At 26.9% G+C, this 23,793-nt stretch carries 35 protein-coding genes; 33 read left to right on the top strand and 2 right to left on the bottom strand.

From position 1 onward, the window contains the following. Positions 1-55: 55 nt before the first annotated feature. Both J2S18_RS05355 and J2S18_RS05350 read right to left on the bottom strand, forming a co-directional pair. Positions 56-1,651 carry a ParB/RepB/Spo0J family partition protein gene (locus J2S18_RS05355; protein ID WP_307484232.1) on the bottom strand — a complete coding sequence of 532 codons (1,596 nt, stop codon included), beginning with the start codon at positions 1,649-1,651 and terminating at the stop codon, positions 56-58. 149 nt (positions 1,652-1,800) lie between these two features. Then, a complete protein-coding gene (locus tag J2S18_RS05350) occupies positions 1,801-2,175 on the bottom strand; it encodes a helix-turn-helix domain-containing protein (protein ID WP_307484230.1) in 375 nt (124 codons plus the stop codon). A 186-nt stretch (positions 2,176-2,361) separates the two neighbouring features. Between J2S18_RS05350 and J2S18_RS05345 the strand changes: the two genes are divergently transcribed. From J2S18_RS05345 to J2S18_RS05185, 33 genes are all read left to right on the top strand, one after another. After that, complete coding sequence (locus J2S18_RS05345; RefSeq protein WP_307484227.1) at positions 2,362-2,568, top strand: helix-turn-helix domain-containing protein; 207 nt, start codon at positions 2,362-2,364, stop codon at positions 2,566-2,568. A gap of 54 nt (positions 2,569-2,622) precedes the next feature. Further along, the gene (locus J2S18_RS05340) at positions 2,623-3,123 is read left to right on the top strand and encodes a phage regulatory CII family protein (RefSeq protein ID WP_307484225.1); all 501 of its coding nucleotides are present in this window, start codon (positions 2,623-2,625) and stop codon (positions 3,121-3,123) included. 13 nt (positions 3,124-3,136) lie between these two features. Beyond that, the gene (locus J2S18_RS05335; protein ID WP_307484222.1) at positions 3,137-3,313 is read left to right on the top strand and encodes a hypothetical protein; all 177 of its coding nucleotides are present in this window, start codon (positions 3,137-3,139) and stop codon (positions 3,311-3,313) included. Between the two features lie 343 nt (positions 3,314-3,656). Next, entirely contained in the window at positions 3,657-3,839 is a 183-nt protein-coding gene (locus J2S18_RS05330) for a hypothetical protein (protein ID WP_307484221.1), read from the top strand. Between the two features lie 276 nt (positions 3,840-4,115). Continuing rightward, positions 4,116-4,973 (top strand): conserved phage C-terminal domain-containing protein, encoded by an 858-nt coding sequence (locus J2S18_RS05325; RefSeq protein ID WP_307484218.1) that lies wholly within the window; start codon positions 4,116-4,118, stop codon positions 4,971-4,973. Further along, a complete protein-coding gene (locus J2S18_RS05320) occupies positions 4,927-5,655 on the top strand; it encodes a DnaA ATPase domain-containing protein (protein WP_307484216.1) in 729 nt (242 codons plus the stop codon). Before J2S18_RS05325 ends, J2S18_RS05320 begins: the two co-directional genes overlap by 47 nt. A gap of 12 nt (positions 5,656-5,667) precedes the next feature. Then, a complete protein-coding gene (locus tag J2S18_RS05315; protein ID WP_307484214.1) occupies positions 5,668-6,273 on the top strand; it encodes a helix-turn-helix domain-containing protein in 606 nt (201 codons plus the stop codon). A gap of 21 nt (positions 6,274-6,294) precedes the next feature. After that, positions 6,295-6,462 carry a hypothetical protein gene (locus J2S18_RS05310; protein WP_307484210.1) on the top strand — a complete coding sequence of 56 codons (168 nt, stop codon included), beginning with the start codon at positions 6,295-6,297 and terminating at the stop codon, positions 6,460-6,462. An 11-nt stretch (positions 6,463-6,473) separates the two neighbouring features. Further along, positions 6,474-6,662, top strand: a complete 189-nt coding sequence (locus J2S18_RS05305; RefSeq protein WP_307484208.1) for a hypothetical protein — start codon at positions 6,474-6,476, stop codon at positions 6,660-6,662. Between the two features lie 19 nt (positions 6,663-6,681). Continuing rightward, entirely contained in the window at positions 6,682-6,942 is a 261-nt protein-coding gene (locus J2S18_RS05300; RefSeq protein WP_307484205.1) for a MazG nucleotide pyrophosphohydrolase domain-containing protein, read from the top strand. Continuing rightward, positions 6,935-7,240: a hypothetical protein gene (locus J2S18_RS05295; RefSeq protein ID WP_307484203.1), complete on the top strand. Its 306-nt coding sequence runs from the start codon at positions 6,935-6,937 to the stop codon at positions 7,238-7,240. Before J2S18_RS05300 ends, J2S18_RS05295 begins: the two co-directional genes overlap by 8 nt. Before the next feature lie 121 nt (positions 7,241-7,361). Beyond that, a complete protein-coding gene (locus tag J2S18_RS05290; RefSeq protein WP_307484201.1) occupies positions 7,362-7,646 on the top strand; it encodes a hypothetical protein in 285 nt (94 codons plus the stop codon). A gap of 109 nt (positions 7,647-7,755) precedes the next feature. After that, on the top strand, positions 7,756-7,932 hold the full coding sequence (locus J2S18_RS05285) for a hypothetical protein (RefSeq protein WP_307484199.1): 177 nt from the start codon (positions 7,756-7,758) through the stop codon (positions 7,930-7,932). 69 nt (positions 7,933-8,001) lie between these two features. Then, positions 8,002-8,247 (top strand): sigma factor-like helix-turn-helix DNA-binding protein, encoded by a 246-nt coding sequence (locus J2S18_RS05280; protein ID WP_307484195.1) that lies wholly within the window; start codon positions 8,002-8,004, stop codon positions 8,245-8,247. A 55-nt stretch (positions 8,248-8,302) separates the two neighbouring features. Beyond that, on the top strand, positions 8,303-8,743 hold the full coding sequence (locus tag J2S18_RS05275; protein ID WP_307484193.1) for a hypothetical protein: 441 nt from the start codon (positions 8,303-8,305) through the stop codon (positions 8,741-8,743). A 178-nt stretch (positions 8,744-8,921) separates the two neighbouring features. Continuing rightward, positions 8,922-9,128, top strand: a complete 207-nt coding sequence (locus J2S18_RS05270; protein ID WP_307484190.1) for a hypothetical protein — start codon at positions 8,922-8,924, stop codon at positions 9,126-9,128. A gap of 11 nt (positions 9,129-9,139) precedes the next feature. Next, positions 9,140-9,787 carry a tyrosine-type recombinase/integrase gene (locus J2S18_RS05265; RefSeq protein WP_307484188.1) on the top strand — a complete coding sequence of 216 codons (648 nt, stop codon included), beginning with the start codon at positions 9,140-9,142 and terminating at the stop codon, positions 9,785-9,787. Between the two features lie 284 nt (positions 9,788-10,071). Next, positions 10,072-10,551: a Xaa-His dipeptidase gene (locus J2S18_RS05260; RefSeq protein ID WP_307484186.1), complete on the top strand. Its 480-nt coding sequence runs from the start codon at positions 10,072-10,074 to the stop codon at positions 10,549-10,551. A gap of 13 nt (positions 10,552-10,564) precedes the next feature. Next, positions 10,565-11,008, top strand: coding sequence for a hypothetical protein (locus J2S18_RS05255; protein ID WP_307484184.1), 444 nt, complete (start codon positions 10,565-10,567; stop codon positions 11,006-11,008). A gap of 104 nt (positions 11,009-11,112) precedes the next feature. Then, a complete protein-coding gene (locus J2S18_RS05250; RefSeq protein ID WP_307484181.1) occupies positions 11,113-11,574 on the top strand; it encodes a phage terminase small subunit P27 family in 462 nt (153 codons plus the stop codon). After that, positions 11,564-13,261, top strand: a complete 1,698-nt coding sequence (locus J2S18_RS05245) for a terminase TerL endonuclease subunit (protein ID WP_307484178.1) — start codon at positions 11,564-11,566, stop codon at positions 13,259-13,261. Before J2S18_RS05250 ends, J2S18_RS05245 begins: the two co-directional genes overlap by 11 nt. A 10-nt stretch (positions 13,262-13,271) precedes the next feature. Beyond that, positions 13,272-13,469 carry a hypothetical protein gene (locus tag J2S18_RS05240; RefSeq protein WP_307484176.1) on the top strand — a complete coding sequence of 66 codons (198 nt, stop codon included), beginning with the start codon at positions 13,272-13,274 and terminating at the stop codon, positions 13,467-13,469. Between the two features lie 14 nt (positions 13,470-13,483). Continuing rightward, positions 13,484-14,722, top strand: a complete 1,239-nt coding sequence (locus J2S18_RS05235) for a phage portal protein (protein ID WP_307484173.1) — start codon at positions 13,484-13,486, stop codon at positions 14,720-14,722. Then, a complete protein-coding gene (locus J2S18_RS05230; RefSeq protein ID WP_307484170.1) occupies positions 14,712-15,458 on the top strand; it encodes a head maturation protease, ClpP-related in 747 nt (248 codons plus the stop codon). Before J2S18_RS05235 ends, J2S18_RS05230 begins: the two co-directional genes overlap by 11 nt. A gap of 40 nt (positions 15,459-15,498) precedes the next feature. Further along, a complete protein-coding gene (locus tag J2S18_RS05225) occupies positions 15,499-16,695 on the top strand; it encodes a phage major capsid protein (RefSeq protein WP_307484167.1) in 1,197 nt (398 codons plus the stop codon). A gap of 46 nt (positions 16,696-16,741) precedes the next feature. Beyond that, positions 16,742-17,017: a head-tail connector protein gene (locus J2S18_RS05220; protein WP_307484164.1), complete on the top strand. Its 276-nt coding sequence runs from the start codon at positions 16,742-16,744 to the stop codon at positions 17,015-17,017. Beyond that, on the top strand, positions 17,014-17,349 hold the full coding sequence (locus tag J2S18_RS05215) for a phage head closure protein (protein WP_307484161.1): 336 nt from the start codon (positions 17,014-17,016) through the stop codon (positions 17,347-17,349). The genes J2S18_RS05220 and J2S18_RS05215 overlap by 4 nt, the downstream gene beginning before the upstream one ends. After that, the gene (locus J2S18_RS05210) at positions 17,349-17,771 is read left to right on the top strand and encodes a hypothetical protein (protein WP_307484158.1); all 423 of its coding nucleotides are present in this window, start codon (positions 17,349-17,351) and stop codon (positions 17,769-17,771) included. The genes J2S18_RS05215 and J2S18_RS05210 overlap by 1 nt, the downstream gene beginning before the upstream one ends. A gap of 4 nt (positions 17,772-17,775) precedes the next feature. Beyond that, the gene (locus J2S18_RS05205; protein WP_307484155.1) at positions 17,776-18,096 is read left to right on the top strand and encodes a hypothetical protein; all 321 of its coding nucleotides are present in this window, start codon (positions 17,776-17,778) and stop codon (positions 18,094-18,096) included. A gap of 50 nt (positions 18,097-18,146) precedes the next feature. Further along, complete coding sequence (locus J2S18_RS05200; protein ID WP_307484152.1) at positions 18,147-18,740, top strand: major tail protein; 594 nt, start codon at positions 18,147-18,149, stop codon at positions 18,738-18,740. Positions 18,741-18,806: 66 nt separating this feature from the next. Next, positions 18,807-19,157, top strand: a complete 351-nt coding sequence (locus J2S18_RS05195; RefSeq protein ID WP_307484149.1) for a hypothetical protein — start codon at positions 18,807-18,809, stop codon at positions 19,155-19,157. A 219-nt stretch (positions 19,158-19,376) separates the two neighbouring features. Then, on the top strand, positions 19,377-23,108 hold the full coding sequence (locus J2S18_RS05190) for a phage tail tape measure protein (protein WP_307484147.1): 3,732 nt from the start codon (positions 19,377-19,379) through the stop codon (positions 23,106-23,108). Further along, the gene (locus J2S18_RS05185) at positions 23,109-23,792 is read left to right on the top strand and encodes a phage distal tail protein (protein ID WP_307484144.1); all 684 of its coding nucleotides are present in this window, start codon (positions 23,109-23,111) and stop codon (positions 23,790-23,792) included. Position 23,793: the final 1 nt, after the last annotated feature.

The raw sequence follows: 23,793 nt of genomic DNA, 5'->3' as shown, positions 1-23,793 counted from the left end.
AGTATATTAAATTACAATATAAGTTTAGCATAAAAATATGTTTTAGGCCATGAATTTATTTTTTAGTTGTATTTAGTAAAGTTAGAATAAATGATTCAAATTGATTCCAAGTATTTTTTAATTGCATAGGATCTGGTATCATATGTTTATTATGAACATAACTATTAAATGTATTTATTGAGAACAAACTATCATTAGTAGATATAGCAACATTGATAGGTTTTGCTTTATATTTATCAAATAAATTTTTTTTCTTTAAGTCATCAATACACGCTTGTACCTTTTTGTTAAGTTTATCGTTATTTGTTATTCCTTGCAAATTAGTTTGTTCTATATATTCATCTACAGTTAATTCAAAAAATACTCTAAAAAGAACTGAAACTGAATTAGGGTATTCAGATACATCTAATCTTTTTAATTCTTTATAAATTTGCTGTATTCTAGGTACATTTATTCTAGCATGAAATGTACTAGGAATAAGAAATTTTCTCTTATTTATATTATTATTATCACGTTTACCATCAGTATTACTATTAGTATTATCACCAGTATTACTATTAGTATTATCACCAGTATTACTATTAGTATTATCACCAGTATTACTATTAGTATTATCACCAGTATTACCATCAGAATTGCTATTAGTATTATCACCAGTATTACCATCAGAATTGCTATTAGTATTATCACCAGTATTACCATCAGAATTGCTATTAGTATTATCACCAGTATTACCATCAGAATTGCTATTAGTATTATCACCAGTATTACCTAAAGGTAATTTATCTATATTTAGATTACATAATAATTCAATAGGAAAAGTTAATTTTGTTGAGTAATTTGGTAAATCCTTTTCAGAAAATGTATCTAAGTAATCTATTCTATGACTTTTAGTATAAATATCTGTTACTACAATTTTTTTATTTATCAAATCATTTAAAACTTTTTTTAAAGGTTTGCTTATTTCAATATCTGGATATAACTTATAAATTGTATTTCTTTTGATATCAATACCAATATTTTCTCTAACATAAGGATCATTTAATAATCTTTCTAGTGTAGTTACAGGAATTATATCTAAATTTTGTTTTATTGAGTCGCAATAATAATTATTTGATTTTATGTAAGAATATAAAGAAGTAACAATATTAGACTTACTGTTAGTAGTAGTGTTATTCAAAAATCTTCTTTTTTGAGTAGTATCCCAAGGTATTGTTCCCCTTCCTCCATTAGATCCAGTATGCTTAAGTCCAATCCACTTATTTGATTCAGGAATATCATCTGTTAATGCACAAGAAACTTTATCTAAAGAAAATTTATTTTTTGTATTTTTAATTAATTTTGAGTATTCCTTAAAGTATTTTTGATCTATATTTTTTAATATATTAACATCATTAATTATTTTAAGTGCTGTTACTCTTCTATTACCTTCTAATACTATATAATTATTATTTTTTTCAAATACTAATAATCTTTCTAGTGGATTCAATCCATTTTCTAAAATATCTTTTAATAATTCTTTAATTGCTTTATTATGTTTATCTAACATTATTTTTATTGCTAAATCTTCATTATCCACAGATTCAAATCTATAATTTTCAGGATTAACAATAAGTTTGTCAATTGAAACATTGATAAATGTAGTAGTCATTAAATTACCTCCTTAATAATTATTTATATATTTTTGTTTTAATGAATATTTTGGCATAAGTGATTTAAGTATGAAATTAAAATGTTTGAATTTAGTCTATTTACAATTTATTTACACTTACATATATAAATAAAAGTGCTTAAGCACCTTTATTTTTTACCATATTTATTTTTCACAAATTCAATAAAGTTTTCAATTTCTTTTTTAGCTTCTTCAGGAAGCTCATCATCAATACCATTGCCATTATGTAGAGCAACAGTAGTTCTTTTATCTTTTAACAATTCTTCAGATGATTCATTTATATTCGATTTACGACTATCAATAAGACCTAAAAGCCAATCAATTGAAACATTATAATCAATAGCTATTTGCTTTTTTAATTCATCATCAGGTCTACTAAATCCTGATTCATATTGTGAAATAGTAGATTTTTTCAAAGCATATTTTTTACCAAATTCTTCTTGTGTTAAACCAGCCTCGGTTCTTAGTAGTTTTAATCTTTTACCAAGAATATTAGAATCCATATATAGTCCTCCTGTTTAAAATTTTTAAACTTATCTTTATTTTATCATAAATTAGATTATTTAGAGCTAGGTTTGAAATAATTAAACTTTTTGCATTAAAAATATTGACAGTTTAAAAAACTAGAACTATAATACAAATATAAAGTTTAAATAAATCAAACTTTATTATGAAAGGATAGATTTATAATGAATACTAAATTATTAACAAAATTTAGAGAAAAAAAAGGATATTCTCAAAAGGAAATGTCTGAAATGTTAGGTTATAAGAGTAAGGCTAGTTATTCATTAATTGAATCTGGCAAAACTAAGATTCATATAGCATTAGCAAATGAAATTGTTAAAGTACTTGAATTAAATGAATCTCAAATTTTAGAACTTTTTTTTAAACAATAAGTTCTAGTTTTTTAAACTTTGATTATATTATTTCACGAAAGGAGGGAAATATACATGGCAAAACAACCAACTAAAGCAGCACAAAATGTGTATTGTATAGCAAGAAAAGAAGCAGCAAAGTATAATCCTAAATTTACAAGTAGAGAAGGAGCTGCAGAAGAACTATCTATATCTAAGGATTCATTAACTGATTATGAATTAGATTTATGCAAAGTAGTTCCAGTAGATAAGGTTGTAATTATGGCTGATGTCTATAATGCACCACACTTATTAAATAATTACTGTTGTAATGAATGCCCAATAGGTAAAAGGATTACACAACCTATTGATTTAGAAAATATAGATAATCTTTATAGGTTTGCTATATCAGCAACTAATGATTTAGAAGAAAGCAAATCAATTCAAAAAACTTTATTAAAAATTGTTGCAGATGGAGTTATTGATGAATCTGAAAAAGATGAGCTTAACATGATAATTGAGTTTTTTACAAAATTAGAAAGAAGATCATCAGAACTTAAGATTTTAGCTAAAAAATATTTAGCAAATATTGAATAAGGGAGTGCTTTCAATGAATAAAGAAAATTGTATTGAACAATTAAAAGATTTGAAAAAACATTGTGAATACCAACATCAGAATAGTGATGAAATATGGGGAGAAGATATAAAAGCATTAGAATATGCAATTAAAGAGTTAGAAAGAACTGCTCAAGAAGTACCAGTTCAAGAGCAGCTTAAAAGCCATTAATAGTTTAACTATTCTTCGGTAATAGAATCTTCGGTATCATCAATTTTTAGGTTAATAATTTTACAGCAACTAGGACAAATAATATTGTTGTTAAGTTGATTGGCTTTTACGTTTACAGTTTCTAAGCAATTTGGACAATTAATAGAAAATTCTTCATTACCAAGGAAAGTATGTGAAGTTAAACACATAAAATCACCACCTATATGTATTTCAGCTTAATGTAGCTGATACTTAAATTATAAAATATGGTAATTAATAGGACAAGCAATATTTAAAATTAATTAAAAATAGTGAGTAACAATTTTTATGATAGATCATAGTTTGAAATAAAGGAGTGATGATCATGTCAAAAGAAATGGAAGTGGAATTAAATTTTCCAAAGGATATGAAAATTATTGAGCGAAAAATGGCAGAAGTTTTAGCAGATATAGTTGTTAAAAGATATGGTCCAGAAAAGAGTGCTCAAATAGCAAAAGAACTTAAAAAGCGATTAGAAGAAAAAGAATTAAAAGATAAAGCACTTTAAGATAAAAGGCTTTAAAGCCTTAGATTATAGAGATTACATAATTTAAGTTATGGAGGAGATAGTATGAAACAAGTAACTTTAGAAGAAGCTATGTTATTAGCTCTTAAAGGATTATTTTTAACTGTTAAAAATGGACATGTTATATCAACATTTTAGGAGAGTTTTTATGCAAAAAACTAAATTGATAATTAAGGATATAAAAAAAGATGGCCTTAGCCACCTAATTTATAAAAGCACCTTAATTATATCACAGAATCATTAAAGGAGGTAGTGAATTTGAAATTTACATTTATGGGTTTTTCTCAAGCTAAAGCACTAGAACTAGGATTAGATGATAAAGACTTAGCTATCTTAAGGTATTTTATAGACTTTAAGGATAGTGGAGCTATGGCTATAAAAATAATCAACGATAAACCATATTATTGGCTTAAATATGAATCCTTATTAAGTGAGCTACCAATACTAGGTATTAAATCCAAAATAGCACTTAGAAGGCGTTTAAAAACTTTGGTTGACTCAGGCGTTTTAGATTTTGAATTAGTTAAAGAAGGAGGTACATTTTCTTTTTATGGAGTAGGTGAAAAATATAAAGAGCTTATAGCATCTGATACTCAAAAGGAAGCAACTGAAAAGTTTAACCCTTTAACCGAAAAGTTTAACCCGTTAAACTCAAAAGTTAAACCCCCTTTAACTGAAAAGTTTAACCAAAAGATTAATCTATTAAAAGACCCATCTATTAAAGATATATATAGTCGAGTTATTGAGTATTTAAACTTAAAGGCTAATACAAAATATAAATTTACTACTAAGAAAACACAAAGTTTAATTAAGGCTAGATTGGATGAAGGATTTACAGAAGAAGATTTTAAGAAAGTTATAGATAAAAAGGTTAATGGATGGATTAATGATTCTGTTATGAATAAATATTTAAGACCAGAAACCTTATTTGGAACTAAATTTGAAGCATATCTCAATGAGAAGGATGGTGTTACAAATGACAATAATGGAAACAGGAATAGCTTCACTAGACCGAATACTTGCACAAAGGGGAATTCAACAGGAAGCAATTTTAAACCAGCAGAAACATATGAACTCACAGAAGAAGACAGAAAAAGAGCAGAAGAGTTCGAGTAAAGTATGTCCATTTTGTGGTGGAACTACATGGATTCAAAAAAAGCAAAATAAGTCTCAACCTGTTATGAGTAGATGCACATGTTATGAAATGAAGAAGGTCCAAGACATATGGAATCAAAGTGATATTGAATTTAAAAATTTAGATAAAACTCTTAAGAGCTTTGAATGTTTTAATCAAACTACAAAAAATATGAAAGATACAGCAACTAATTATTTATTAAGATTTAAAAATATTTGTTCTTCTGAAAATAATTCAATTATGTTTTGTGGAACTCCAGGATCAGGTAAGACTCATTTATTATTAGCAGTTTCATTAAATCTTCTGAAAAAAGAAAAAATAGGTGTTGTTTATATGAGTTATGTGGAAGTTATAACTAAATTAAAACAAGCAGCCATGCAACCAGAAGAATATCAAAGACTAATAAATAAATATAAAAATGCAAAAGTGTTATTCATAGATGATCTCTTTAAGGGGAAAATTACTGAATCAGATATAAGAATAATTTTTGAAATAGTTAATTTTAGAATAAATAAGAAGTTACCAATGATGGTAAGTACTGAATTTAATATAGATAGGTTATTAGAGTTTGATGCAGCAATTGCAAGTAGATTGTATAAAGCAAGCAAAGGGTTTTATTTAGAAATAAATGGACAAGAAAATAATTATCGAATGAGAAGTTAGGAGGTAATATTTTTGAATAACTTTGAAAGAGAAAGAAGAAAGTGGACTGAAAAAGAAATAAATTATCTATTAGAAAAATGGGGAAGTAGTGGCGTAGAGAAGATAGCTAAATATTTAAAAAGAAAAGAAACTGCTGTTATAGCGAAAGCAAGAAAATTAGGCTTGAAAACTTTGTATAAAGGTGAATATCTAACCACACCAGATATAGCAGCTATACTTGGAATAACTCAACAAACTGTATGGAAATGGATTAAAACTAATAAATTTAAAATTAGCAAGAAAAATATACTTAATAGAAAAATGTATTTAATAACTTTAGAGAATTTAGTTAAATGGCTCAAAGATAATCAAGATTCATGGGATGCTAGTAAAGTTGAATTATATGCATTAGGTATTGAACCTAAGTGGTTAATAGAAAAAAGAAAGATAGATGCTAAGAAGTATAAAAAGCGTTATAAATCATGGAGCAAAAATGAAGATTTTCAATTGATAAATATGTACAAGTTAGGATATAGAGCAAAGGATATAGCAAAAGAAATAAATAGAAGTGTACCAGCTGTAAATCATAGAATTAGAAGATTAGATATATGGGGAAATGGAATGTATTTATCTTGCTAAATTTAGATAGGAGAAGTTTATATGAATTTATTAGAAAAATATACACCACATGAAATGATGGAAATGACAATAAGGGATATAAGGCGTAGACAAATTAAAAGAGAGAAGGAACTTAATTCTTATCAATTTTTAGTTAGTGACACTATAAAAAAGAAATGCAAGATGAGAAGAAAATTAAGTGGATGTTAGGAGTTGATAATATGAGTAAGCTTTTATATAAGATAAGGTGGAGTGATAAAAACATAATGAAATCAGAGCATATAAGTTATGTTGCTGCTTCATCATGGGATAATGCAGAAAAGAAAATGAGAAAAGTTTTTAAAGCATCAAATGTGGAAGTTGAAAGTTTTTACTGTGAAGATACTAAGCATGTATTTATTGCTGATTAAATAAGGAGTTGAAGTTTTAATGAATAATATAAAAAAGATAGTAAATTATTATGGAGAAGAAGCACAAGCTCATAAGGCAATAGAAGAGCTAAATGAACTTGCAGTAGCAATTGCTCATCAAGATATAGATTCAATGTTAGAAGAAATGGCAGATGTTTATATAATGATGGAGCAACTAAAGGAATTTGATTTCTTTGATTATGATAAATTCACAGATATCGTAGCATATAAACTTAAAAGACAAATTAAAAGGATTGAGGAGGAAGGTATTAGTGAATAAAGTAAATTATGAAATGTGGTTAGTTTATACAAATGAAGAAGGAATGGTTTTAGTAACTGATGATTATAATGAAGCAGTGACAACATATGAATCAGAAAAAGAAAGAACTAAGGATTGGTGTAATAAAAATTTAGAGTTTTGTGGTGAAGAGAGAGTAATTTTAGCTAAGGTAGAAAAGCAGTTATTTTATAGAGAAATGAATAAGGAAGAATTGAGGACCTTGCAAAATAATACTGAAGAACAATTAGATTTAGATGTAGAATATGGACTTTTGGAAGAAGTTGAATATATAAAATAATTCGCAATAGCAAGAAAATGTTATTTGAAAAGTGAATAGTGCGGTATTTACAAAATATGATATAATTTACTTATATAAGTGTTAAAATATGAGGGAAATTAGATTATAAGGAGTGAATATGATGAAATACTCTATTTGGTTTATTATGATTATTGGTTTGTTGTGGGCATTTAATGCAATTGATACATTGAAGAAAAAAATAAAAATTCAAGAAGAGTGTTTAAATAAATTGTGCAAACTAACAGGTCATGATAATTTATCTTCTTATTGGGTTTCGGATGAATTAAAAGAAGTTGCAATACATTTAAAACGAACTGGTAAAGAAGTTGAAGCTATAAAAAGAATTCGAGAACAAACACAAATGTCATTAATAGAAGCAAAACAGTATGTTGAAAAATTAGATTAATTTTTGTAATAATAATTATAAATAAACCTATAAAAATACCGTAGTATTCAATATGAATATGCGGTATTTTTTATGCAGAATTAATTTAATAAAATAGGATGTGAGATAAATGAGAAAAGAAATATTATTAATGATTATATCCTTTGTTATAGCATCAATATTATTAGTAGTATTTATAGATAATATAAGACTTGGGAAAATCATAATTGCAATAGAGATATTATTTATAAATTTAATTGGAATTTTAGGTGTAAGAAAAATGATTAAAAGTAATGATAATTCATAAATTAAATTTTGAAATTGTGACAGTAAGAAAGTAATTTTTATTCAGAATTTAATTTATGAAGGTGATTATATGAAAAATGAGATTAAAGTATTAAAAGAAGAGTTAGAAAGATATAAGAAGTTATATATAGCAGCTTTAATAGAAATAGAAAATTTAAAATCAAAAAATAATCGTGGTGCAGGAAGAAAAAAGAGATTTACACCTATGGAAGAAGAAATGATAAAGATGTATAGATTTCAAGGTAAAACAATAAAAGAAATAGCTGAATCATTTAAATGTAGTACAGGATTAATTTCAAATATAATAAATAAGTAAACAATAAATATTAAAAGTATAATCTAGCATAATTATTACATATGGAGGTATTCAAATGGTTGATACAAATATAGAAGGAATTTTAAATAGTTATAAATATATAATAAAAGATATTAGAGCAATAGATATAGAAATTGATGTGATAGAAAATGAATATAAAGGGTGTGGAGCTTTAAGCTATGAAGAAAAAACAGGGGAAACATATAAGATAAGTTCATCTGTAGAAACAGAAATAGTTTTAAAGGAAAAGAAAATAGAATACCTTCTATATTTGAAAAGAAGCAAGGAACTTAAAATAAAAAAGATAGAAAACTTAGTTTCTAATTTAACTGAAAAAGAGTATTACATAATATCATCATATTATTTTAGAGGAATAAAAAATTCTATTATAGCAGATCATTTGGAAATGAATGAAAAATATTTAATATCTAAAAGAAAAGGAATAATAAAAAAATTAGAATCTGAAATTTCGAAGTATGATTATATAAAATTCTAACTAAAATCAAACTTAAATATGGTTGAATATCTAACTTAACATATGATAGTCTTATATCATAGAAGAATTAATAAAAAAATTTCAAAAGAGTTTAGGTATAATTAAACTAGATTAGTTCAAGAGCTTGTTATTTTTGTGCAAGCTCTTTTTTATTTAATAATAATTAGGAGGTGAGAAGATGAAAAAAAGAATATTACCAATGTATATGAAGTGGGAAGGAAACAGATTAAAATGTGCTTGTTCATTTTTCTCACCTTTATGTAAAGATTATAAATGTGGTAAATGTGAAGAAGAAGTTGTTATATATGATCCTTGCCAAGGTATAAGTGAATGCATGAAACATGATAGTTTTAAAAGAGTCAATGGAGCATTAAGGCAAAAGTGAGGTGATTTTTTATGAAAGAAATAAAATTAAGAAATGAAAAAACACCAGCCTCACCTATTCCTGAAAGAGAATATGAAAGATTTAAATATAAGCTTGAAGAAATAAGTGGTGATTTTAAAGAAAGAAATATGATGTTATTTTATCTTGGAGTAGCAACTGGATATAGATTACAAGATATTGTTAATTTAACTATTGGAGAATTAAAAGAAGCTATAGAATTTGAAGAGCTTAGGATTCAGGAACAAAAACAATATAAAAGTTTTTTAAAACATATAAAAAAATATCCTATGTCTAAGAGAAAATCACCTAAAAAAAGAGTTGTATTAATAAAACCTAAATTAAAGAAAATGTTAAAAAGTTATGTTAGAAATAAATATAAATCAGAGTATGCATTTAAATCAAATAAAGGTAATGGATACATAAAAGCTAAATCTTATAGTAAGATTCTTTCTAACGCCGCAAAGGAATTAGATATAGACAATATAAGTGGACATAGTTTAAGGAAAACATATGTAACTAGAATATGGGATAATACAGGAGATTTAGAATTATGTAGAAAAGCATTAGGACATAAAAGTATAGAAACAACAAAAGAATATTTAGGAATAGCATTAGAGATTAGAGAAGAAGCAGCTAATATAACTGATTCTAAACTCTAATTTTTTTATATATTTTTTTATAAGAATACTCCAAAAAGTCAATGGGGTGTATTTAAGGAGATAATGAAAAAACTCTACTAATATATATACGGTAAAAATGGAATGAGTAATCATTACTGTTTTGGAGCATTTGTAAGTATTAATTAAAATGCCTTTAAGGTTAGTGAAATCAATGGTTTAGATAGGTTTTTAATTCTGGTAAAAATTAGGTGGAAAATTACAAATAAAAATTATTAAGCATTTGAAAAAATGAAAGGTCTAGTTATGAAAGGAGGAAGTTAGATATGAAATCTGTTAAAGAAAATATAATGAGCAACTTAAAGTTAATAAAATCAATGGCTGAAGAAGGTAAGACAGATAAAGAAATAGCTGAAATAGTAGGTGTTTCATACTCAACTTGGAAGAAATATAAGGCCGAATATCCGGAAATAAAGGATACAATACTAGAGGCAAAAGATACTAGAGATCAAGAAGTTGAGAAAGCATTATTTAAAAATTGTACTGGATATAATTATTATGAAGAAGTACCAACTAAAATAAAAAAAGAAGTTATGGCTGAAGATGGTCAAACTGTATTAATCCAGGAAGATGTGAAAATAAGTAAGGTAAAAAAGTATAAAGGACCAGAGCTTGCAGCACAGAAATATTATTTGAATAATAGAAAGAAAGCTCAATGGAAAGAAGATCCTGCTAAGATTGATATAGATAAAAAAGGATTAAAGCTTAAAGAGAAAGAGATTAAAGCTAAGATTATAGAAATATAGTGAGGAAATATGTATGAAGATAAGTTGTAGATATTGTGGAATAGTGGATAAACCCCACAAATGCCCTAGAAGAGCTAAGAAGGCATATGATAGAAGTAGAATAGATAATAAAGTATATGAGTCTAAGGAATACAGGAAGACAAGAAGAAAGGTGCTAGATAAATATAATAGTACTTGTTTATTCTCTTTATATGTTGACGGGAGAAAAAGAAAAGCAACAGTAACTCATCATATCATTGAGGTTCTTGAAGATGAAACAAAAGGGAAAGATTTTAATAATCTAATACCACTAAGTGATATGGCACATAAGATAGTTCATGAGTTGTATAAAATAAATAAAAAAGAAACTCAAGATATTCTATTTAGTATGTTAAATGATTATAAAGCTGGTAATTTTAAATTAAAAAAATATAAAGAAAAAATTGAAAAAATAGGAATGAATAAGTACCCCATATAGTAAAAAGTTAAAAGGAAAAATTTTATCATGACGGGGGTACCCTTTCTCACACAAAATCTGTAAAATGAAAAATTTAAAATTTATTTTAAAAGTAGGTGAAAAATTTGGCAAGACCATGTAAGAGTGCAAAAGTATTATCTGAATGTTCTCAAACTAAGGATGAAATTCAAGAAAGAATAGAATATGAAAATAAACTTAGAGGAAATGGAGATAAAATATATCCACCTAAATTTTTAAATGAAAACCAAAGAGATGTTTTCAATTATATAAAAGATGAATTAAAAGAAAGTGGAATTTTAAGTAACCTAGACATTTATATATTAGTTACTTGCTCTATTGCTATTGAAAGGATTCAATATTTAGAAAATAAAATAAATGATAATAATGGATTATTATTTAAAAGCGAAATTATGAGTGCTAAAGATAAATATTCAAAGGATTTTTATAGGTGTTGTAATGAATTATCATTATCTCCTCAAAGTAGAGCTAAACTTTCAAATATAAATTTAAATGCAAAAGATAAGGCTGAGGATCCTTTGCTTAAAGCATTAGCAGATGATGATTAATATTAAAGAGTCAACAGCATTTAAATATGCTCTTTGGTGTATAGAAGAAAATAATAAACAGGTTGGCATATATGTAAAAAAACAAGCTAAAGAATGGATTGAAATAGTCGAAGGTAGAAATAAAGAAGCTTACTTTAATGAAAAATTCTTTAAAAAGATGTGTAAGCTACTTAAATTAATGATTCACCCAGACTTAGGTGGGAAAATAACTCTATATGAAGGAATGGAACAGTATGCTTGGTTTTTTGTAGTGGCAGTTCTTTGTACCAGGTGTAAAAGTGATAATAGTAGGTATTATGAAACTGGATTATTAGAAATAAGCCGTAAAAACTATAAAACATTTGTTGCAGCAATAATATTTATAATTGGTATGTTAATAGAACCGAGATTTAGTAGATTTTTTAGTGTAGCACCAGATTTTAAATTATCTAGTGAACTTAAATTAGCTGTAAAAAAGATAGTGAAATGTAGTCCTGCATTAATAAAATATTTCAAGATTAATAGAGATATGATAATGTGCAAAATAACTGAGAGTGAATATGTCCCCCTAGCCTATAGTAATGATGGAATGGATGGTAAATTAGCAAATATATTCTTAGCTGATGAAGCTGGTGCATTAGATGAATATCCAGTAGAAGCAATGAGATCATCTCAAATAACTCTTATCAACAAATTAGGAATAGTTATTTCAACTCAATATCCAAATGATAATAATGTTATGTTAGATGAAATAGATTATGCGAAAAAGGTTTTAGATGGATTAACAGATGATAAAAGATATTTTAGTTTATTATATGAACCAGATGAGAAATTAATAAAAGAATGGCAAACAAATGATTTAGTTATATATCAATCTAATCCAGTAGCAGTAAGTACTCCAAGAATATTTGAAACATTAAAGAAAAAGAGAGCTCTTGCAATACTCTATGAAAATAAGCGAGAAAATTATTTATGCAAACACAATAATATATTATATCAAGGACTTGGAACAGAAGGATATGTAGATATAAATATTGTAAAGGAATGTGTAATAAAAGAAGATTTAAATTTCTGGAAGGGCAAAAAAGTTTATTTAGGTTTGGATTTATCTATGAGTGAAGATAATACAAGTGTAGCAATGATAACTGAAGAAGAAGATAAGTTATATGCTAAAGTATGGGCTTTTATTCCTAAAGATAGAGTTGAGATTAAATCAAATAAAGAAGGATTAAGATATAGTAAGATGATAAAACAAAAAATCTGTTACCCTTGTGGAGATGATGCTATAGATTATTCTTTCATAGAAGATTTTATATTGGGAATAGAAGATAAATATGGAGTTAAGATACTTCAAATAGGATTTGATAGGTATAACTGTATGTCTACAGCTAAGAAACTTGAAAAAGCAGGTTATGAAGTTGTTGAAGTTATTCAACATAGTAAGTATTTACATTTTCCAACTAAGACACTTAAAGAATATATATTGCATAGAACTTTTAAATATGAGGAAAATAGACTTTTAGAAATTAACTTTTCTAATGCTAAATGTACAGAAGATACAAATAAAAATAAGTATGTAAATAAAAAGAAATCTAAAAATAAAGTAGATATGGTTGTAGCTACAATAATAGCTCTATATTGTTTACTTGATAATAAGATAAATAAGAAAGATTATAACAGTATCTTTAGCAAAAATTATAAAATGTAGGAGGCTTTATATGCATAAAATTATAACTAAATATTTAAAATCTTTAAGCATATTTTTGATTAATAATTTTCAAGATATGCTTATTTTTTTAGGAATAGGTATATTTATTTTTACTATGTTTAGATTTATATCTTTATTTGCTGGATACTTAAGTTTAAGCATAGTATTGATAGTTTTAGGTATTTTAATAAGTAAAATAAAAAGTTAGAAAGAAGGTAAATTATGTTTGAGAAAATATTTAAGAAAGATAATAAGCCTTCTAATGTAAGTAATCCAGAACAATGGTTTGTAGATTTAATTGGTGGTAGATTAACGGAAAGTGGTATGGAAATAACCCCTAATTTAGCATTAAACTTAAGTGCTGTATATAGATGTTGTTCCATAAGAAGTGGAACAATAAGTAAAATGCCACTTCAAACATTCAGAAAAACCATTAAAGGAAAGCAAAGGATATTTGATAATTCAAGTTATTTATTAGAAGTAAGGCCAAATAGACTAACAACACCATCTCAATTAAAAAAAATGATTAGTATTGATATAGATTTGTGGGGAAATGCATACGTACTTATAAAAAATAATAGAGAATCTTTAAATAGATTAGAACCTTGGAGAACTACTATATCTATAATGAGTGATGGAAGTCTTAGATATAAATATCAAAATCCAATAGCATTAAAACAAGAAACTTTTACAGATGAAGAAGTTATGCATTTTAAGGATTGGGGAACTGATGGAATACTAGGTAAAAGTAAAATACAATTAGCTAGAGAAACTTTAGGAAACGCTAGAGCAGGTAATAAACTTTTAAGTAAGTATTATAAAAATGGAACTTTATCAAAAGGTTTGTTAATTCATCCAGAAACATTAGAAGATGAACCTAAAGCAAATATTAAAAAGGCTTGGAGAGAGGTTAATGCGGGCATAGAAAATTCATATGATATCCCTATTTTAGATAGTGGAATTGAATATAAAGATATATCTATGAGCTTTGAAGATGCACAGTTTTTAAATTTAAATAAATTTAGTGTTGAAGAAATAGGAAGATTTTTCAATGTTCCTCCATATATGCTTGGAATAATGGACGGGGCTAAGTTTAATAATGTTCAAAGTCAAGCTATGGATTTTATATCAAATTCTATACAACCATTACTTACAGATGTAGAGGAAGAATTTAATTATAAGTACTATTATACAAGTGAAAAAAATAAGGGAACTTACTGTAAATTTAATATGGCTGTTGCTATGAGAGCAGATGATATATCTAGGGCAACTTTCTATGAGAAGATGCTTAACATTGGTCTTTACTCTATTAATAAATGCTTATCTAAAGAGGATGAAGAAGAAATAGGATCTAAGGGAGATAAACATTATAGAAGTTTAAATTATGTAGATGTAGATATGATGGAAGAATATCAAAGGAATAAATCTATGGCTATAAGGAGGAAAGATAATGAAAAATAAATTCTTTGAAGTTAAAAATAAGACAGAAAGTACAGCAGAAATATATATAGTTGGAGAAATAATGACTGAAAAACCTTGGTATGAAGATGGAGAAGAAAGTAAAGATAATTATTTACGAGATTTTATAAAAACTATGCAAAACCTAAAAGATATGGATGAATTAGAAATCCACATTAATTCTCCAGGTGGAGCTTTATTTGCTGGTGTTTCTATGTATAATTTATTTAAAAATCATAAAGCTAAAAAGAAAGTTTATATAGATTTTGCAGCTAGTGCCGCAAGTTTAGTTGCTTTGGCTGGTGATGAAATAATAATACCTAAAAATGCATTTTTAATGGTTCATAAGCCAATTATGGGAGCTAGAGGTAATGCAAATGATTTTAAAAAAGCAATAGAGATGTTAGAATCAATAGAAGTTGGAATGATGAGTATTTATGAAGAAAATTTAATAAATGAAAGTGATAAAGAATTAGTTAATGAAATGGTTCAAAAAGAAACATGGCTTAATGGGGAAGAGGCTTCAGCTATATTTAAAAATATGAAGGTAACAGAAGAAATTGATGTAGCAGCTTGTAGTAATTTCGATTTTTCTTTATATAACCATATTCCAAAAGAGTTATTAGGTAAAGCTAAAGAAAAAAATGAAAATACATTAGATGATAAAAAGAAAGAAGAAATAGAAAACAAGAAAAAATTAGAACTTGCAAAAGCAAAGTTAGGATTATTAATAGCCTAGCTTTTTTTATTTAATAAAAATATTTTAGGAGGATTAAATTATGAAGAAAATAGACGATTTAAGAAATCAATTAAAGTTAGCACAAGAGGAAGGAGAAAAATTACAAAATTCAGAAAATGCAGATGAAATATTAGCATGTGCAAAGAAAATAAGTGCTATAAAAGCTAAAATTGCATTAGAAGAGGCTAAAGAAGAACCAGAGGAAGTGGAAGATATTAAAGAGGATGAAGAAGATAAAAAAATTACAAATAAAGCAGAAATATTTGTAAAAGCACTAATTGGTAATGCTACAAAAGAAGAACTCCAAGAAATTAAAAACTTAATGGTTGAAGGGGATAAGTCTAAAGGTGGAGCAATTGTTCCAGATGATGCACAAACTAAAATAATTGAATTTCAAAGAAAAGAATTTGATATAAGACCATATATTAATGTTGAACCTGTATCAACACTTAAAGGATCAAGACCATTAGTTAAAAATGAACCAGATGCAAGTGGATTTGCAAGTGTAGATGAAGGAGCAGAAATTCAAGAATTACATGAACCTGAATTTGATGAACTAGAGTATAGTGTAAGAAAATATGCTGGTTTTATTCCTATAACAAATGAACTTTTAGAGGATACTCCAGAAAATATTCTTGCTTTTATAGAAAAATGGATAGCAAAAAATGAATTAAATACTTATGCATACCAAGTATTCAATGGAACAGGTAATAAAGCAGCTGTTGGAATATTAACAGAAGCTACTAAAACAAAAGGTGCATTATTAAATATAACAGAAAAAGTTGATGAAACTCCAACTATAAAGAAGTTTAAATCAGTTTTCAATAAAGATTTAGATGATATAGCTAGTGATAATATTTGTATTTTTGTTAATTCAGACGGGTACGATTACTTAGATGGAATGGAAGATAAAAAAGGAAATCCTTATTTACAACCAGATGTAACTAAAGCTAGTGGATTTGCTTTTAAAGGAAAAGAAATTGTTAAAGTACCTAATAAATTTTTGAAGAATATAACTGATTCAGATAAAACAAGAGTTCCTTTTATCATAGGAGATTTAAAAGCTTTATACACTATGTTTGATAGAAAACAAATGTCAATTGAAAGTAGCAGAATTGGTGGAGAAGCATGGAGAAAAGATAAAACAGAATTAAAAGGTGTATTTAGATTTGATGGTCAATTAGTAGACAAACAAGCAGTAAAAATATTACTTGTTGATTCAACAAAATTAGTATAAGAAGTGGTTTAATATCACTTCTTATAAAAGAGGTGGAATAGTATATATGGAATTAGATGAAATAAAAGATTTTTTAAATGTATATGATTCTGTTGATGATAAATATATAGAACTTATAAAAAATGCTGTTTTGGATGAATTTAAAGAGCTTATCCCTAAATTTAATAGAGAAAATATGACAAGTAGGCAAAAACTATTATTACTATTTTATATACAGGAGTTTTACGATAATAGAAGTTTATATGCAAATAATAGAAAGAAAATGAGAAGTAGCATTAGTGGAATGATACTAAATGAAAAATATGGGGGTGATAAGATATGAATTTTTATATTGATCCTGGAGAATTTAGAAATTTAGTAGAAATTCAGAGGTATACAAAGGGAAAGGATGATGAGAATAGGCCTAAAAGCAATTGGAAATCTCTATTTGTAACTAAAGCTAAAGTAATGAATGTTAGAGGAGAAGAGTTTATAGAAGCTAAAGGAATAGGATCTAAAATAGCTAAAACTTTCTATATAAGAGCGTCTAGAAGTAAAGTTATCACTAATAAAGATAGAGTTTTATATAAAGGGATACCATACAATATTCTTTACGTTAATGATGTAGAGGATAGAGGAAGATATTTAGAAATTAAAACGGAATATATAGAGTAATGAGTATAAAAATAGATGGAATAGGAGCTTTATTAAATAAATTAGATAAGCTATCACATATAGAAACTGAAAAAGCTATTGAGGATGTTGCAAAGGATGTTGAAAAAGCAATAAGAGCTGAAGCAAAAAAATTCTCTGATACTAGTTATTTGTATATAGGAAAAGGTGAAACAAGAAAGTATGGAACTTCATGTTTTGTTGATGTTGGATTCTGCAAAGATAATGCTGATTTTGAACTTTGGAAACCTTTATGGTTTCAAAATTGGGGGTATTTTGATAAGGGTTTAAACTTTAAAGGTGATATATACATAAACAATCATCAATTATGGTTTTATTCAGCTATTGCAGGTATAGAAAAAGATATTCAAAAAAAGTTAAAAGAAAAGATAAAAAAAGAGATACAATCTGTATGGAATGAGTGATAGTATGAATGAGAAAATAAGTAAAGTTTTATCTGATATTGGTATAGAAAATTTTTATTTAACAAGAGAAGATTATCAAGATGAATGTGTAGTATATAATTATATATCAAATCCTTTATACTATGCAGATAATGAAGAAAAGGCCAGAGAATATACTATTTTATTGAATGTATATAGTAAAGAAAAAATTGATTTTAAAAATGAAAAAATAAGAAAAGCAATGCTAAATGCTGGATTTAGAGGTGGAAGAGTTCAAGTGCCAATACAAGTTGAAAATGGATTTTTTAATACAGCAATTAGTTTTAAAGGTTATTTAAGGTCTTAGAAATAAGACCTTTTTTATATGAAAAATTAAAGAAAGAAGGTAGATAAATTATGCCAGAAGCTAGAAAAAAGATGGGTTGTAAGAATTGTATGATTGCTTTTAGAAATGAAGATGAAAGTAACGGTATAACTTTTATAGCTCCAGAAAAACTTAAGGATTTAGAAGAATTACAATATAATTATACTTATGCAGAAGGTGTTAATTATGCAGATAATATACAAAATATATACTTAAAGAAGCCAACAGGTGCAGAAATTCAATTAACTTTTTCAAATATTTCATCTAAAATGCTTGCAAAAATTATGGGTAAAAAATATAACAAAGGTGGATATTCAACTAATGCTAATGAAAAGGCAGTACCAGTAGCAATTCTTTTTCAAGAAACATATAGTGATGGAAGCTTTATAAATACAGTTTTTTATAATGTAAAACTAGCAAGAGATGAAAGTACTGCTAAATCATCAGGAGAAAATTTTGATTTTACTCCAATAGTATTAAAAGGTAAGGCAATACCATTTAATAATAAGAAAGCTATTGATGAAATAAGTTTTGTTATGGATTCAGCAGAAACAGATGTTGATAAAACAAAATTATATAAATTTTTCACTGAAGTTGTGTATGCAGCAGATGAAGATATTGCATAAGAAGATCATTGATAATAGGATTAGATAATTTATCTAGTCCTTATTTTATTTAAGGAGTAATTTAATATGGATTTAGTGAAAAAAGAACTAGAGTTTGAAATAAATAATGAAAGATTTATTATGACATTTGACATGAAAAGTATAGCTACCTACAAAGAGTTAAGTGGAGAACCATTTGTTTTAGGTGAGGAAAAATTAAAGAATTTTGATGATGAAGCAATTATAAACTTTATTGCAAGTACATTAAGAAGAAAAGAGGAACCTGATAAACCTTTAGGCTTAGAAGTAATTAATGGTGATTTAGTTTTCTATCTTTTTGAACTTACAGGTTATGTTATATATCTTGTAAATATGTCACTACCAGAAGCTCCAAAAGAATCTAAAAAAAAAGAGGAAATACAAGTAAAGAAGATATAGATTTAGACTGGCTTTATTATTGCTATACAACAATTTTAGGCAAAACAGAAAAAGAATTTTGGGAAGATACTCCACGTAAGATTTTTAAACAATTAGATATTCATAAGGAAATGAATACACAAGAAAAAGGAACTAATTCAAGGAATAATGATGACAATGTTACAAGAGGAGAAATTACAAAGCTTAAAGTTTTAGATTAGAAAAGAAGGGGGTGAAATTATGTCAGATGAGCAACTACTTGTGACGCTAGGAGTCCAGGATAAAGGTGCTACAAAACAAATTTCAACCTTAAAGAAAGAGCTTAATTACTTAGATAAAGAATATAAGGCAACATCAAAAGGAAGTAAGGATTTTGAAAAGACACAGGAAGGTCTAAAAACTAAATTAACATATCTTGAAAAGAAATATGAAATTCAAAATTCAAAACTTAAAGCCTATAATAAGCAATTAGCAGAGTCCAAACAAAAAGTTAATAAGAAAAAAGAAGAACTAGAAAAATTAAAAAATGCTGAAGGTGATAATACAAAAGCTATTGAAAAGGCAGAAAAGCAACTAGAAAGATATCAAAATCAAATGAGAACTGCAACTCATAATATAAGTTTAACTGAAATTGAAATGAAAAACTTAAAAAAAGATATTGATAATACAAATAATTCTCTTAAAAGCAAGGCATTAGATGATTATAAAAGTAAAATGAAGAATATTAGTAAGTCTATGCAAGATCATGGAGATAAAATAAAGAAAATCGGTGAAGGCATTACAACTGTAGGTAAAGGTATGAGTGTAGCAAGTGCTGGAATAGTGGCAGCAGGTGCAGCTGGAGTTGTAAGTTATAAAGAAGTTAAAGGTGGTTTAGATAATGTTATAAAAGCTACTGGAGCAACTGGAGAGGCAGCAAAAGGACTTGAGAAAACATATAAAAATATAGCAAGTAATTCAGGTGATGATTTTGGAGCTATAGGAAGTGCTTTGGGTGAAGTTAATACAAGATTTGGATATGTAGATAAAAAGGCCGAGGATTGTACAAAAACCTTTTTAGAATTTGCTAGGATAAATAATACTGATGCAACATCTTCAGTTCAACTTGTTAGTAGAGCTATGGGAGATGCGGGAATAAAAGCTGATAAATATAATGAAATTTTAGATGAATTAACTTCTGCAGCACAAGCAAGTGGAATATCCATTGATAGATTAACAGAAAACTTAACTAAATATGGGGCTCCTATGAGGGCATTAGGTTTTGATACTAAAGAAAGTATAGCTATATTTTCTAGTTGGGAAAAAGCTGGTGTTAATACTGAAATTGCATTTAGCGGTATGAAGAAAGCTATAAGTAATTGGAGTTCAGCTGGTAAAGATTCAAGAAAAGAATTTAAGAAAACTTTAGATGAGATTGCTAAGTGTCCTGATATTGCAAGTGCTACTACTAAGGCAATAAAGATATTTGGACAAAAAGCTGGACCAGATTTAGCAGATGCTATAAAGGGAGGAAGATTTCAATATGAAGACTTCTTAAAAATAATAGAAAAATCTCAAGGAACAGTAAAAAATACTTTTAATCAAATTACAGATGGTACAGAAGATGCAGCTATTGCTATGAATAATGCTAAACTTGCATCAGCAGAACTCGGTAAAACTATAATGGTTGCAGCAACTCCATTACTAAAGGAATTATCTAATCAAGTAAAATCAGCTTCAAAGTGGTTTAATTCTTTAGATGACAATACAAAGCAGACTATAGTAAAAGTAGCTGCATTCACTGCCACATTAGGTCCAGCAACTTTGATGCTAGGTAAACTTACAAGTGGTGTTGGAGGTTTTGTTAAATTTGCTGGCAAAGGAGTATCAAAGTTAAGTGATTTTGGTAAAGGAGCAAGTAAAGTAAAAGAAGGAACTGAATTGGCAGGTAAAGGAGTAGGTTTACTAAGCAAGGGTATGGGACTACTTAATCCAGTAACAATTGGAGTTACTGCAGCTATAGGTGCTCTTTATGCAGGAATGAAAGTTGCTGGTGCTTATAGTAATGTTATGAATAAAAATATACTTCATACTAGGGAGAAGATGACATGGCTTGAAAGAGCAGTTGCTGACTTTACAGGAACTCAAACTAAATCAAAGGAAGAGTTAATAAAATCAGGACTTGTTTATAAAGATTTTGGTAAGAATATAAGTCAAGAATTTCAAAAGAAAGTTGAAGAAAATACAAGAAAAGTAAATGAATTTAACTTAAAATTAGGTGAAATTAATTTTGATAAAGTAATTACTAAAAAAGAATCAGAAGAATTTAAGCAAAGAGTTACTAGTATGTGTGATGGAGCTATAAATGCTATAAAATCTAAGCAAGAAGAATCCAATAAATCTATGAAAGAATTTTTTGTAAGTGATGGTGTATTAGATGAGTCAGAAAAAAGAGTATTAAACTTCATGAAGAAAAATAGTGATAATCAGATAAATGAAGTAAATAAGTTGAAAAAAGAGATATTTGATATAGAACAAAGAGCTTTAAATGAAAAAAGAGGATTAAGTGATAAAGAAGTAGAGTTAATTAAAGAAAAGAATAATAGAATAGCTCAGGTAGAATTAGAAGCGTTAGGAAAGACTCATGAAGAAGTTTTATATGCTCAAAATGAGTTCCAGGAGCGAATAAGAGGTATAAGTTTAGAAGATGCTTCAAAACTTATGCAGGAAAAAACTAAAATAAGAGATGAAGAGATAACTAAAATAAAAGCAAGTTATGATACTAAGATAGCATTATTAAAAGAAAATTTAGCTCAAGCAGATGGAGAAGATAAAAAAGCAATTCAAGATAAAATAACTGCTGCTGAAAATGAAAGAAATGAAAAACTTAAAATAACTAATGGAATGTATGCAGACTATTTAAAAATACTTGGTGAAAAAAATCCAGAAATATTAGCTGAAATTAATAAGTATAATGGTGAAATGTTAACTCAACAAGATAAGAGTTCACAAAAGATATTAGGAACTATAAAGTCACAATATGATGGAATAGATACTATTACATCTGATGGTACATATTCTATGTATAATAAAATACATGGTACATGGAGTAGTGTTTCAGTAGATATTGATGAAAGAACTGGAGAAATATTAGGTATATATGATTCTTTTAATGGAGCAGCTGGTGGATATACGAAAAAAGTTGCAGATAATGTTAAAAAGATGGGTGCTCAGCATCAAGTTTCAGGAGCAGAAATTGAAAGAGCATTGAATAATATGAAGAATGTAACTATAAATGCATCAGGACAAATGGTAGATTCAAATGGAAGAGTTATATCAACATTAAAAGATGTAAAAAGAAATGCAGATGGAACTAGAGAAGGTATTTTAAATTTAAATGGTAGGCCAATTCATATAAAGGCTAATACTAATGGAGCAATATCAAATCTCAATGAAGTAAGAAGCAAAATAAATAATATACCAGGAAGTAAAAGAGTAACAATAATGACTGTATTTGAGGCTATTGGTAATGGAATCAAAAGTATTTTTGGATTTGCTAAAGGTACAACCTCAGCACCTTCAGGAGTTCATGTAGTAGGTGAAGAAGGTTTTGAGCTTGCAAGAAGAGGAAATAGTTTTGCAGTTGTAGGGGTTAATGGTCCAGAATTTAGAAGGTTTAGAGGGGGAGAAGAAATTATTCCTCATAATAGGTCAGTAGGAATGCTTAGAAATGTAATGACTTCAGGTGGATATTTTTCTTCAAAAAGCTTTGAAAGTAAATCACTTACAAAAACCATTAATACTAATAATCAAAGAATAATAACTAATTCTAATAGTAAGCAAGAGATGAAAGAGTTTGCAGATGAAATAATAAAAGGTTTTATGGTAGCTTTAAGTGGTCTTCAAATAGAGCCTCATATTCAAATAGGTAATAAAGAAGTTACAGATATAATTTCAAATGAATTAGCTATTAGATCAAGGAGAAGAAGATAAATGATTATAAATGGTGATATAGATATTAAAATTTTTGGTGCAAGTATTAGCTCTAAGATTATACATCCTACTAATATTGAAATTGAAAAAGAAAATAATAAAAAAATATCAAGTAAGAAGTATTACAAAAAAATTGAATTGAAAATACTTTTTCAAGGTAAAAATAGAGATGAGATTTATCTTAATATATCTAACTTTATGAAATATTTTATAGATGAAGTTAGAGTAAAATTTAAAAACTTAAAAAATGAATATATTTGTTTCATTAAAGATAGTAATGTTGAGGAGCCTGAAATAAATGAATGGCTTTATTTACATCTTCAATTAGACTCTATAGAGCTTGGAGAAGAAAAGGTTGAAATGATAAATAGAACTTTAAGTAAAGAAATAAATATATTAGGAAATATTGAAACACCAGCAATAATTGAGATAACTCCAAGTATTGGTGTAGTAGATTTAAAAATTAATGGATTAGGTGATGATCCTATAACGATTAAAAATTTAGAAATAAATAAAAAAATAATAATAAATGGTGATGAGGGAACTGTCTTACAAGAAGGTATTAATAAATTTAATGATATCGATATGTGGGAGTTCCCTATTTTATATCCAGGAAGAAGAAATATAACTTTAAGTAAAAATAATTGTGATGTAACTATAAAATATAATCCAAGATATATATAAA

It is taken from the genome of Eubacterium multiforme (genome assembly GCF_030813415.1).
Lineage (GTDB): Bacteria > Bacillota > Clostridia > Clostridiales > Clostridiaceae > Clostridium > Clostridium multiforme.
Note: the sequence above shows the minus strand (reverse complement) of the source record. Positions and strands in the feature narration are given on the sequence as shown.